At 72.6% G+C, this 12,106-nt stretch carries 11 protein-coding genes and 1 pseudogene; 9 read left to right on the plus strand and 3 right to left on the minus strand.

What is annotated here, in order from left to right; translation table 11 throughout:
- Positions 1-31: 31 nt before the first annotated feature.
- The 3 genes from pucL to uraD are packed head-to-tail and all read right to left on the minus strand — an operon-like array spanning position 32 to position 1,689.
- A complete protein-coding gene (pucL, locus tag ACIQMJ_RS14715; protein ID WP_499761482.1) occupies positions 32-910 on the minus strand; it encodes a factor-independent urate hydroxylase in 879 nt (292 codons plus the stop codon).
- 3 nt (positions 911-913) lie between these two features.
- Positions 914-1,207 carry a hydroxyisourate hydrolase gene (locus ACIQMJ_RS14720; protein WP_499761483.1) on the minus strand — a complete coding sequence of 98 codons (294 nt, stop codon included), beginning with the start codon at positions 1,205-1,207 and terminating at the stop codon, positions 914-916.
- Entirely contained in the window at positions 1,204-1,689 is a 486-nt protein-coding gene (uraD, locus tag ACIQMJ_RS14725; protein ID WP_499761484.1) for a 2-oxo-4-hydroxy-4-carboxy-5-ureidoimidazoline decarboxylase, read from the minus strand. Before uraD ends, ACIQMJ_RS14720 begins: the two co-directional genes overlap by 4 nt.
- A 156-nt stretch (positions 1,690-1,845) precedes the next feature.
- Between uraD and ACIQMJ_RS14730 the strand changes: the two genes are divergently transcribed.
- The 9 genes and pseudogenes from ACIQMJ_RS14730 (at position 1,846) to ACIQMJ_RS14770 (ending at position 12,078) form a co-directional block, all read left to right on the plus strand.
- Entirely contained in the window at positions 1,846-2,625 is a 780-nt protein-coding gene (locus ACIQMJ_RS14730; RefSeq protein ID WP_499761485.1) for a hydroxypyruvate isomerase family protein, read from the plus strand.
- On the plus strand, positions 2,622-3,494 hold the full coding sequence (locus ACIQMJ_RS14735; RefSeq protein WP_499761486.1) for a 2-hydroxy-3-oxopropionate reductase: 873 nt from the start codon (positions 2,622-2,624) through the stop codon (positions 3,492-3,494). The genes ACIQMJ_RS14730 and ACIQMJ_RS14735 overlap by 4 nt, the downstream gene beginning before the upstream one ends.
- A gap of 17 nt (positions 3,495-3,511) precedes the next feature.
- Positions 3,512-5,111: pseudogene (locus tag ACIQMJ_RS14740) on the plus strand (thiamine pyrophosphate-binding protein).
- Positions 5,108-6,115, plus strand: a complete 1,008-nt coding sequence (locus tag ACIQMJ_RS14745; protein WP_499761487.1) for a glycerate kinase — start codon at positions 5,108-5,110, stop codon at positions 6,113-6,115. The pseudogene ACIQMJ_RS14740 and the gene ACIQMJ_RS14745 overlap by 4 nt, the downstream one beginning before the upstream one ends.
- Before the next feature lie 5 nt (positions 6,116-6,120).
- Positions 6,121-7,428, plus strand: coding sequence for an allantoinase AllB (allB, locus tag ACIQMJ_RS14750; protein WP_499761488.1), 1,308 nt, complete (start codon positions 6,121-6,123; stop codon positions 7,426-7,428).
- On the plus strand, positions 7,425-8,423 hold the full coding sequence (gene alc, locus ACIQMJ_RS14755) for an allantoicase (RefSeq protein ID WP_499761489.1): 999 nt from the start codon (positions 7,425-7,427) through the stop codon (positions 8,421-8,423). The genes allB and alc overlap by 4 nt, the downstream gene beginning before the upstream one ends.
- 125 nt (positions 8,424-8,548) lie before the next feature.
- Positions 8,549-10,087, plus strand: a complete 1,539-nt coding sequence (locus tag ACIQMJ_RS14760; protein WP_499761490.1) for an alpha/beta hydrolase — start codon at positions 8,549-8,551, stop codon at positions 10,085-10,087.
- 312 nt (positions 10,088-10,399) lie between these two features.
- Positions 10,400-11,743, plus strand: a complete 1,344-nt coding sequence (locus ACIQMJ_RS14765) for an ammonium transporter (RefSeq protein WP_499761491.1) — start codon at positions 10,400-10,402, stop codon at positions 11,741-11,743.
- A complete protein-coding gene (locus tag ACIQMJ_RS14770; protein ID WP_073896567.1) occupies positions 11,740-12,078 on the plus strand; it encodes a P-II family nitrogen regulator in 339 nt (112 codons plus the stop codon). The genes ACIQMJ_RS14765 and ACIQMJ_RS14770 overlap by 4 nt, the downstream gene beginning before the upstream one ends.
- The last annotated feature ends 28 nt before the right edge of the window (positions 12,079-12,106 follow it).

The raw sequence follows: 12,106 nt of genomic DNA on the forward strand, positions 1-12,106 counted from the left end.
TGCTCCCCGGCCCGGGGAGCACGGTCGCCGCTCAGAACGTCGGCAGCGCGTACCAGGCGGAGCCGGCGTCCTCCGCGTCGTCGCGCAGCACGGAGCCCTCGATCAGCCCGTACGGCCGGTCGGCGGCGTGGAACACCTCGTTGTCGTTCTCCAGCCCGAACGGCGACAGGTCCACCGCGAAGTGGTGCTTGTTCGGCATCGACAGCCGCACCTCCGCCACCTCCGGCCGGGCCCGCAGCACCGCCTCGCCCATGGCGTACAGGGTCTGCTGCAACGACAGGCTGTGCTTGGCCGCGAACGTCGTCAGCAGCAGCCGCCGGATCTCGGCGAAGCTGTCCGCCCAGTCGACGTCGGAGCCCTGGTAGCGCCACCGCGCCGTCACCGACGTGGCCAGGATGCGGTCGTCGGTCTCCTTCAGCGTCGTGTACTCGTCGCGCGGGAAGCCGTGGAACTCCGATCCCGTCGACTTGAGCACGACCACGTCCCGCACGCCCGACACCACCCACGCGCGGTCGCCGTCGATCGTCACGGCGGTCGTGCGCTTCTCGTTGCCGGCTTGGACGAACGAGTGGTCGTTGCCCTCGATGCGCTGCCACGAGTGCTCGTCGATGAGCACGCGCGCGCCCGTGATCGCCTCCTGCGTCGAGACGAAGTGGCGGCCCAGGCGCAGCGCGAAGTCCTCGATCTCGCCCACCGGGGCCTGCTTGGCGAACGCGTAGACGGTGTTCTTCTGCGTGTCGGTCGCCAGCACCTTCGAGTTGTCGCCGGTCAGGTGCGTGTCCGCCAGGTCGCCGCGCAGGGAGGTGCTGACCGTGAGGTCCTTGATCGCGTGCACGGCGCCGTCGCGGGTGACGGTGACGAGGCGGTTCTCCGCCTTCCCGTACTGGTTGGGCCCCAGGACGATGGCCATCGGTCAGCTCCCTCGGTAGGTCGTGAAGGCGAACGGGCTCAGCAGGATCGGCACGTGCAGGTGCGGCGGGTCGCCGGTGACCCGGAAGGCGACGGTGATCTCGGGGTAGAACGGCGTGTCGACCTGGAACACCAGCCGGTGCACGCCCGGCGCGAGGTCGCGCGCGAACCGCAGCCGGCCGTCGTCGTCGGTGACGCCCTCGGCCAGCACCTCGCGGTCGCGCTCCAACCGGACCGGGACGGCGGCGCGCGGTCGGCCCGCCTCGGCGTCCAGCACGTGGGTGGACAGCGTCGTCATGCCAGCACCTTCCTCAGCCTCAGCGCCGCGATCCTGGCCAGCTCCCGGTTGACCACGCGCAGCTCCACGTCCGGCGGGTTGTCCATCCGGGACGTGAGGTCGGCCAGCACCTGATCGCCGCTCAACCCCGTCGCGCACACCAGGTAGATGTGCCCGAACCGGTCCTCGTAGGCGGCGTTGGCGACGTGGAGGCGGTCGGCGAGCGACGCGGCGACGCCGGACTGCTCGTCGGCCGACCACTTCGCCGACACCCCGTCCCCCGCGGCCCGCTCGCCGATGCGGGGGTGGCCCGCGATGGCGGCGCGCACCTCGTCGTCGCTCAACTCGGCGTGCCGGTCCGACGCGGCGAGCAGGTCGCCCACATCGGCGTAGGGGCGGCCGGCCAGCAGCGCGTCGACCCAGCGGGGCACGGCGAGGCAGTCGGTGAGCAGGGGCCGGAGCTCGGCCGGGGGCGCGGAGTTGAACCCTTCCAGATCGGGCACAAAGGCTCCCTTTTCTGTATCGCGGAATCTCATTTCCGCAAAGAGGGACGGTACGAGCGCCCTCCGAGCGTGTCAACAGTCTTGCGCCGCCGTCGAATGGCTGCCTACTCTCTCGTTGTATGGAAGTTAGCTTCCGCATTGTGGAAGGACGCTCCTATGCGTTTCGACATCAACCTCTCGATCCTGTTCACCGACCTGCCGGTGCTCCAACGGCCCGCCGCGGCCCGCGCGGCCGGGTTCGACGCGGTCGAGTTCTGGTGGCCGTTCGCCGAGGCCGTGCCGCCGACCCGCGAGGTCGAGGCGTTCGAGGCGGCGCTCGTCGACGCCGACGTCCGGCTCGTCGGGCTCAACTTCTTCGCGGGCGACCTGCCGGCGGGCGACCGCGGCCTGGTCGCCTGGCCCGGCCGGCAGTCGGAGTTCCGCGCGAACGTCGAGATCGCGGCCGGCATCGCGGGCCGGCTCGGCTGCCGCGCGTTCAACGCCCTGCACGGCAACTTCCCCACCACGGACGCGGCGCTGGACAACCTCGCGTACGCCGCCGACGTGGCCGCCGAGGTCGGCGCGGTGGTGCTCATCGAGCCGCTGTCCGGCGCGCCGGAGTACCCGCTGCTCACCGCCGCGGACGCGCTGGAGGTCGCCGACCAGGTCGGCCGCGACAACGTGGCGCTGCTCGCCGACCTCTACCACCTCGCCGTCAACGGGGACGACCTCGACGCCGTCGTCTCCGACCACGTCGACCGCATCGGCCACGTGCAGATCGCCGACGCGCCGGGGCGCGGCGAGCCGGGCACCGGCGAGCTCGACGTCTTCGGCTACCTCGCCGAGCTCGACGCCAACGGCTACGAGGGCTACGTGGGCCTGGAGTACCGGGCGCGGACCGGCGGCTTCGACTGGCTCCCCCGGGCGGGCTCGACCACGGGGAGGACCGCGCGATGAGCGCCATCGGGTTCATCGGCCTCGGCATCATGGGCACGCCCATGTCGGCCCACCTGGCGGCCGCGGGCCACCGGGTCACCGGCTTCGACCTGAACCGGGACGCGCTCGACAAGCTCACCGCGGCGGGCGGCACGGCGGCGGCGAGCGCGCGTGACGCGGTGCGGGACGCCGAGGTCGTCATCACGATGCTGCCCGACCACCCGCAGGTGGAAGAGGTCGTCCTGGGCACGGTCCTGGACGCGGTCGACCCGGGGACGCTCCTGATCGACATGAGCACCATCCGCCCGGAAACGTCCCTCGCCGTCGCCGAGGAGGGCGCGAAGCGGGGCGTGCGGGTGCTCGACGCGCCGGTGTCCGGTGGCGAGACGGGCGCGGAGCGCGCCACGTTGTCGATCATGGTCGGCGGTGCCGAGGCCGACTTCGCCGCCGCCCGGCCGCTGTTCGACGTGCTGGGCGAGACCGTCGTCCACGTCGGTCCGCACGGCGCGGGCCAGGTGGTCAAGGCCGCGAACCAGCTCGTGGTCGGCGGCATCCACGCGCTGGTGGCCGAGGCCATCGTGCTGCTGGAGGCGTCCGGGGTGGACGCCGAGGCCGGCCTCGACGTCCTCGCGGGCGGGCTGGCCGCCAACCGGGTCCTGGACCTCAAGCGCGACAGCATGATCGCGCGCGAGTTCCGACCGGGCTTCCGCATCGACCTGCACCACAAGGACATGGGGATCGCGCTCGCCGCGGCCCGCCAGGTCGACGTCGCACTGCCGGTGACGGGGCTGATCGCCCAGCTCATCGCGTCCGGCCGGGCACAGGGCTACGCATCCCTCGACCACTCGGCGCTGCTCAAGGTCGTCGAGAACCTGTCCGGGAGGGCCTGATGGCTCGGATACCCGTCATGCAAGCGGTCGTGGAAGTCCTCAAGAGCGAGGGGGTCGACACGGTCTTCGGCTGCCCCGGGGCGGCGATCCTGCCGCTCTACCAGGCCATGGAGCGGGACGGCACGATCGAGCACCTGATCGTGCGGCACGAGGAGGGCGCCACGCACATGGCCGACGGCTGGTCGCGCACGACCGGCGCCGTCGGCGTGGCCATCGGCACGTCCGGCCCGGCCGGCACCAACATGATCACCGGCCTCTACACCGCGCAGGCCGACTCGGTGCCGATCCTGTGCGTCACCGGGCAGGCGGCCACCACCAAGCTGCACCAGGAGGCGTTCCAGGCGGTCGACATCGTGGCGGTCGCCGCGCCCGTCACCAAGTGGGCGGTGCAGGTGAAGGAGGCCGCGCAGGCCCCGTGGATCTTCCGGGAGGCGTTCCGGGTGGCCCGGTCCGGCCGGCCGGGGCCGGTGCTGATCGACCTGCCGATCGACGTGCAGAAGCAGGAGATCGAGTGGGACCACACCATCGACGCGCCGCTGCCCGTGACGCGGCCCGAGCCGCACCCGGCGCGCGTCGAACGGGCGTTGGACATGCTGCTGGCCGCCGAACGGCCGCTGCTGCTCGCGGGCGGCGGCGTGATCCTGGCCGAGGCGCACGAGGAGCTGCTGGCGCTGGCCGAGCACCTGACCGTGCCGGTCCAGGCCACGCTGATGGGCAAGGGCGCGGTCGACGAGGACCACCCGCTGTACGCCGGGATGACGGGCATCCAGACGTCGCAGCGGTACGGCAACGCGTCGTTCCTGGAGAGCGACCTGGTGGTGGCGCTGGGCGCGCGGTTCGGCGACCGGCACACCGGCGATTTCGCCACCTACCGGGGCGACCGGAAGTTCATCCACGTGGACGTGGAACCGACCCAGATCGGCAAGGTCTTCGGACCGGACCTCGGCGTGGTGGCGGACGTGAAGGCGTTCCTGCGGGCGCTGCCGGCCGCGGCGCGGGCCCGGACCGGACCCCGCCCCGACAACGCCTGGGCGGCGCGGACCCGTGAGCTCAAGGCGACTTTGCCGCGCCGCGAGGACTTCGACACCGTGCCGGTGAAGGCGCCCCGGGTGTTCAAGGAGATCAACGAGTTCTACGGGCCGGACACGTACTTCGTCACCGCGATCGGGCTGTACCAGATCTGATCGGGCCAGCACCAGAAGGCGCACAAGCCGCGGCACTACCAGGTGTGCGGCCAGGCGGGGCCGCTCGGCTGGGAGATCCCGGCCGCGATCGGGGTGAAGAAGGCGCTCAAGCGCACCGACCCGGACGCCGAGGTGGTGGGCGTCGTCGGCGACTACTCGTTCCAGTTCCTGGTGGAGGAGCTGGCCGTGGGCGCCCAGTACGACGTGCCGTTCGTGCTGATCATGCTGAACAACGAGTACCTTGGAAGCCTACGGCTGCTCCGGCACCAGGGTCACCGAACCGGGCCGCATCCGGGAGAGCCTGGAGTGGGCGCGGGAGGAGGCCGACCGCACCAGCCGCCCCGTCCTGGTCGAGATCATGATCGAACGCGAGGGCAACACCGCCAACGGCACCTCGATCGCCGCCGTCCGCGAGTACGAAGAGGTGCCGTGACGGGGCACGTCGTCGTGGCGCCCGACAAGTTCAAGGGCACGCTCACCGCGCCGCGGGTCGCCGCCGCCGTCGCGCGCGGCCTGCGGGACGTGCGGCCCGACCTGGACGTGCGCTGCCTGCCGGTGGCCGACGGCGGCGACGGCACGGTCGACGCCGCCGTCGCCGCCGGGTTCGTCCGGGTCCGCCGGTGGGTCACCGGGCCCGTCGGCACGCCGGTGCCGGCGAGCTTCGCGGTGCGCGGCGACACGGCGGTGGTCGAGGTGGCCGCGGCCGCCGGCCTGGCCCTGCTGGACCGCCCGGCCCCGATGACGGCGACCAGCCGGGGCGTGGGCGAGCTGCTGCGCTCCGCCCACGACCTCGGGTGCCGGCGCATCGTGCTGGGCGTGGGCGGCAGCGCGTGCACCGACGGCGGCAGGGGGATGCTCGACGGGTTGGCCGGCCGGGACCTGCGCGACGTCGAGCTGGTCCTGGCCACCGACGTGGACAACCCGCTGCTCGGCCCGCGCGGCGCGGCGGCCGTCTACGGACCGCAGAAGGGCGCGACGCCGCGCCAGGTGCGGGAGCTGGAGTCCAGGCTCCGGGCGTGGGCGGACGAGGTCGACCCGGCGTGGGCCGACCACCCGGGCGCGGGCGCCGCCGGGGGCATCGGGTTCGCCGCGCTGGCCGTGCTGGGCGCGACCAGGCGGGCGGGCATCGACGTGGTGCTCGACCTGGTCGGGTTCGCCGACCACCTGCCCGGCGCGCGGCTCGTGATCACCGGTGAGGGCTCCCTGGACGCCCAGACCTCGCACGGGAAGGCGCCGGCGGGCGTGGCGAGGGCGGCGGGCGGCGTGCCGGTCGTGGCGGTGGCCGGCCGGTGCGCGGTCGACCCCGCCGAGCTGGGCCTCGTCGCCGCCTACGCCCTGCTGGACGTCGAGCCCGACCTGCGGCGCTGCCTGACCGCGCCGGAACCGCTCCTGCGCCGTCTGGGCGGTCGCATCGCCGCCGACCGGCTGGGAGAGTGACGCTCATGGACCTGGTGCTGCGCGCTGCCCGAGTCGTCACGCCCGACGGTGAACGCCGCGCCGACGTCGGCGTCGCGGACGGTCGGATCGTCGCCGTGGCCGACCACCTGGACGCCGGGACCGTCGTGGCGCTCGCCGACGACGAGGTGCTGCTCCCCGGCCTGGTGGACACGCACGTGCACGTGAACGACCCGGGCCGCGACGAGTGGGAGGGCTTCGGGACCGCCACCCGGGCGGCGGCGGCCGGCGGCGTCACCACGATCGTCGACATGCCGCTGAACAGCCTGCCGCCCACGACCACCGTCGAGGCGCTGAAGGCCAAGCAGGACGCGGCCCGCGGCCGGGTGCACGTCGACGTCGGCTTCTGGGGCGGCATCGTGCCCGGCAACCTGGACGACCTGGAGGCGCTGCACGACGCGGGCGTGTTCGGCTTCAAGTGCTTCCTGATCCACTCGGGCGTGGACGAGTTCCCGCACGTCACCGAGGACGAGCTGCGGGCCGCTCTGGCCAGGCTGCGGTCCCGGGACGCCCTGACGATCGTGCACGCGGAGGACCCGCACGAGGTCACCGAACCCGGCCCCGACTACCGCGCGTTCCTGGACTCCCGGCCGCACCGCGCCGAGACGCACGCCGTCACCACCGTGGTCGACCTGGCCAACGAGACCGGGGCGAGGCTGCACGTGCTGCACCTGTCCAGCGGCGAGGCGCTGCGGCAGGTGCGCACCGCCAAGGAGCTGGGGCTGAGGGTGACCGCCGAGACGTGCCCGCACTACCTGACGTTCGTGGCGGAGGAGATCGGCGACGCGGCCACCGAGTTCAAGTGCTGCCCGCCGATCCGCGACGCGGCCAACCGCGAGCAGCTCTGGCGCGCGTTGCGCGAGGACCTGATCGACCTCGTCGTCACCGACCACTCGCCGTGCACCCCGGAGCTGAAGCAGGGCGACTTCGCCACCGCGTGGGGCGGCATCGCGAGCCTGCAACTGGGCCTGCCCGCGGTGTGGACGCAGGCCAGGCAGCGCGGGCACGCGCTGACCGACGTGGTCCGGTGGATGGCGACCAACCCCGCCGACCTGGTCGGCCTGACCGCGAAGGGCCGCATCGCGCCGGGCGCGGACGCGGACTTCTGCGTCTTCGCCCCGGACGAGGCGTTCGTGGTCGACCGCGCCGCGCTGCGCCACCGCAACCCCGTGACGCCGTACCACGGCCGGCCGCTGGCGGGCGTGGTGCGGCAGACGTGGCTGCGCGGCCGGCCGACCGACGACCGGCCGCGCGGCCGGTTGCTGAGCCGAGAACCGGACAGAGGAGACGCATGACGGAAGTCCCCGGCTGGACCCGACTGCCCGACCTGGCGTGCCGCTCGGTGGGCGGCAGCGTGGTGTGGGCCAACGACGAGTCGTTCGCCGAGCGCGAGAACCTGATCCGCAAGCCCGAGCCGCGGTTCGAGACCTACACGTTCGGGCACAAGGGCCAGGTGTACGACGGCTGGGAGACGCGCCGCAGGCGGGAGAGCGGCGAGGACCGGGCGATCGTCCGGCTGGGCCTGCCGGGCGTGGTCGAGGGCGTGGTGGTCGACACCGCGTTCTTCACGGGCAACTACCCGCCGTTCGCGTCGGTCGAGGCAACCTCCGCGCGGGGCTACCCGGCGCCCGACGAGCTGACCGACTGGGAGACCGTGGTGCCCAGGTCGCCGCTCGGCGGCGACCGCAAGCACTACTTCGAGGTGTCCGCGCGCCGCCGCTACACGCACGTGCGGCTGACCATCCACCCGGACGGCGGGGTGGCCAGGCTGCGGGTGCACGGCACGCCGGTCGCCGACCCCGACCTGATCCTGCCGGACGCGCTGGACCTGGCCGCGCTGGAGCACGGCGCGCGGGTCACCGGGTGCAGCGACATGTTCTACAGCGACCCGAGCAACCTCATCGCGCCCGGCCAGGCCACCGTGATGGGCGAGGGCTGGGAGACCGCCCGCCGCCGCGACGACGGCAACGACTGGGTCGAGGTGGAGCTGGCCGCGCCGGGCGTGATCCGGCTGGCCGAGCTGGACACCAGCCACTTCAAGGGCAACGCGCCGGGCTGGGCGTCCGTGCGGGCCCGTGACGCGCGGACCGGCGCGGAGTTCGACGTGCTGCCGCGCACCCGGTTGCAGCCCGACACCCGGCACCGCTTCCGCGTCGACGACGCGCCCGAGGCCACGCACGCGCGGCTCGACATCTACCCGGACGGCGGGATGGCACGGCTGCGGCTGTTCGGCGGCTTGACCGCCGAGGGCCTCAGGGTGATCACCCAGCGCTACCAGGACTTGCGCTGACCGAGGGGTGAGGTTGTCAGCCCTCGGGCTGATCACAGGTGAGACTTCAGTCGGTTGTGGCCCGTTCGACCGCCCTGGAAGCCTGCGAAAACCCGATTGGGTGAACAGGAACTAGGGAGGAACCTGTGCGACCGATCATCAGGGCGCTGGGCGGTGTGGCGACCGCGCTGGCGCTCGCAGTGGGCACGACGTCGGTGGCGTCGGCCGAAACGGAACCGGACGCGCTGGGGGCGGGCCGGATCGACTGGCAGCCGTGCCCGGAGCTGGCCGAGGTGGAGTGCGGCACCTTGGAGCTGCCGATCGACTGGGCGAACCCGCGCGGTGAGAAGTTCGGCCTCGCCGTGGCCCGCCGCAAGGCCACCGACCCGGCCAAGCGGATCGGTGCGATGGTCATCAACCCGGGTGGGCCGGGCGGCTCGGGCGTGAACTTCGCCCTCGGCGCGGACGGCTACTTCAGCCCGGAGGTGCAACAGCGCTTCGACATCGTCGGGTTCGACCCGCGCGGCGTCGCCCGCAGCCAACCCGTCCAGTGCTCGATCGAGCTGCTGCGCGCCCAGCCGTCGCTCTACCCGACCGACCAGCGCGGGTTCGACGCGCTCGCCGCGTACAACCGCGAGCTGGCCGCCGACTGCCGCGAGCACAGCGGCCCGATCTACGACCACGCCGACACCGGCGCGGTAATCAAGGACATCGACGCGCTGCGCCGGGCCCTCGGCGAGCGCAAGATCAACTACTACGGCCTGTCCTACGGCACGCTCATCGGCCAGCAGTACGCCGAGGAGTTCGGCCGCCACGTCCGCGCCATGGTCATCGACTCGAACATGGACCACAGCCTGGGCACGTGGCGGTTCAACGAGACCGAGGCCGAGACCGCCGAGGACTCGTTCCGCGAGTTCGTGAAGTGGTGCGACCGCACCGAGTCGTGCGCGCTGCACGGACAGGACGTGGCCGAGGTGTGGGACGACCTGCTCGCCCGCGCCGACCGGGGCGAGATCACCGACCCGTTCGACCCGAGCCGCAAGGTGACCGCCGACGACATCATCGGCACCGCGTTCGGCGCGTTCTACGGGCCGGAGTGGCAGCAGCTGTCGGACTTCCTGGTCGAGCTCGGCGCGGGCGCGAAGCCGACGGCCTTCGCGGCGGCGGAGGAGACCGCGCGCAACCCGTTCCCGGCCGTGTTCTGCCAGGACTGGGCGATCCGCGTCAAGGACCACCGCCAGTTCTCCGCCCTGGTCGACCGGGCCCGGCAGCTCGCGCCGCACATGCGCGGCTCGTCGCTCGGCCACACCGCGATGGCGGGCTGCGTCGGCCTGCCCGAGCAGGTGAACAACCCGCAGCACCGGCTGCGGATCGAGGACGCGCCGAAGATCCTCATGCTGAACGCGCTGCACGACCCCGCCACCGGGTACGAGTGGGCCGTCAACGCCCACCGGCAGAGCCGCGACACCACGGTCCTGCTGACCTACGAGGGCTGGGGCCACGGCGTCTACGACCGCAGCGACTGCACCCGCGGCGCGACGGACGACTACCTGATCACCCTCAGGACCCCGCGTCCCGGGGCGCGCTGCGCGGCGGTCGAGCCCGCGCCGCAGTCGGTCGCGTCGCCGGGCGTCGAGCTCCGGCCGGCGGGTCCGACCCAGGCCATCCCGGGCTGGCTCGGGTAACCCGGCGCCGGGCCGCCCCCGCCGCGCGGTGGGGGCGGCTCCGGCCGGGTCGGACCGCCGGTGACCGAGCGTCGCCGGGCTCTCCTCCGCATCACACGAAACACCGCAAAGGCGAGTTCGGCTCGCACGGTCCGTCACCGGAAATTTCGCGGTCACCCGGACGGATCGCGGGCGGAACTGCTCGCTTCAAGCCCGCGAAACGTGCCCGTAACACCAGGGCCCGGACAGTTCACCTGCGCGAAACCTCGGGCGCAACCGCGCGAAACAGGCCATACCGATGCTCCCTGCAACCGACGTGCAGTGGAGGTCGACGTGGATACAGGGGACACCGCCTGGGTGCTCACCAGTGCCGCACTGGTGCTGTTGATGACGCCGGGACTTGCCTTCTTCTACGGGGGCATGGTCCGGTCGAAGAGTGTGCTCAACATGATGATGATGAGCCTGGGCGCAATCGCCGTGGTCGGTGTGCTCTGGGTGCTGGTCGGCTATTCCACGGCGTTCGGCACCGACGTGGGCGCGGGCCTGCTCGGCAAGCCGTTCGAGTTCTTCGGCCTGGACGGCCTGCTCGGCAAGGAGTCGGCGTTCGGGACCATCCCGACGACGGTGTTCGTCGGGTTCCAGGCGATGTTCGCCATCATCACGGTGGCGCTGATCTCCGGCGCGATCGCGGACCGCGCCCGCTTCGGGCCGTGGCTGCTGTTCGCCGCCCTGTGGTCGCTGCTGGTCTACTTCCCGGTCGCGCACTGGGTGTTCGACTTCGACGGCAAGGACGCCGACGGCAACGTCGTCGACCCGGGCGGCTGGATCGCCAACAAGCTGATGGCCATCGACTTCGCGGGTGGCACGGCGGTCCACATCAACGCCGGTGCGGCGGGTCTCGCGCTGGCGCTGGTCCTCGGCAAGCGCGTCGGTTGGCCGAAGGACCGGATGAAGCCGCACAGCCTGCCGCTGGTCGTGCTGGGCGCGGGCCTGCTGTGGTTCGGCTGGTTCGGCTTCAACGCGGGCTCGGCGGTCGCCGCCAACGGCACTGCGGGCGTCGCCTTCGTCAACACCCTGGTCGCCACCTCCGCCGCGATGCTCGGCTGGCTGCTCGTCGAGCGCGTCCGCGACGGCAACGCCACCACCCTCGGCGCCGCGTCCGGCATCGTCGCGGGCCTGGTCGCCATCACCCCGGCCTGCTCCTCGGTCACCCCGCTCGGCGCCATCGCGATCGGCGCGATCACCGGCGCCCTGTGCGCGCTGGCGGTCAGCCTGAAGTACCGCTTCGGCTTCGACGACTCGCTCGACGTGGTCGGCGTGCACCTGGTCGGCGGCCTGGCCGGCACCATCCTGATCGGCTTCTTCGCCAGCTCCTCCGCCCCGGCGGGCATCGACGGCCTCTTCTACGGTGGCGGCGTGGACCAGCTGTGGCGGCAGGCCGTGGGCGCGCTCGCCGTGCTCGTGTACTCGTTCGTGCTCAGCCTGGTCCTGGGCTACCTGGTCAAGCTCACCGTCGGCTTCCGCGCCGACGAGGAGGCCGAGGTCGGTGGCATCGACGAGGCCGAGCACGCGGAGACCGCGTACGAGTTCGGCAGCGGCATCGGCACCCGTAGCGGCAGCAAGCCCAGTGTCGCCGCCGGCGCCACTGCGGTCCTCGAGGGGAGCAACAAGTCATGAAGTTGGTCACCGCGATCATCAAGCCCTTCACGCTGGACGACGTGAAGGCGTCCCTGGAGCAGCTGGGCGTGCTGGGCATGACCGTCAGCGAGGTCCAGGGGTACGGCAGGCAGAAGGGCCACACCGAGGTCTACCGCGGTGCCGAGTACGCCGTGGACTTCGTGCCCAAGCTGCGCATCGAGGTCCTGATCGACGACACCGCCGTGGAGAAGGTCCTCGACGCCGTCGTGGAGGCCGCGCGCACCGGCAAGATCGGTGACGGGAAGGTCTGGGTGACGCCGGTCGACACGGTCATCCGGGTCCGCACCGGGGAGCGCGGCTCGGATGCCCTATAGGGCTCCGGAGTAGGCAGGGGGACGGCCG

Origin of the sequence: Actinosynnema sp. NPDC091369, from assembly GCF_044757065.1 — a bacterium.
GTDB lineage: Bacteria > Actinomycetota > Actinomycetes > Mycobacteriales > Pseudonocardiaceae > Actinosynnema.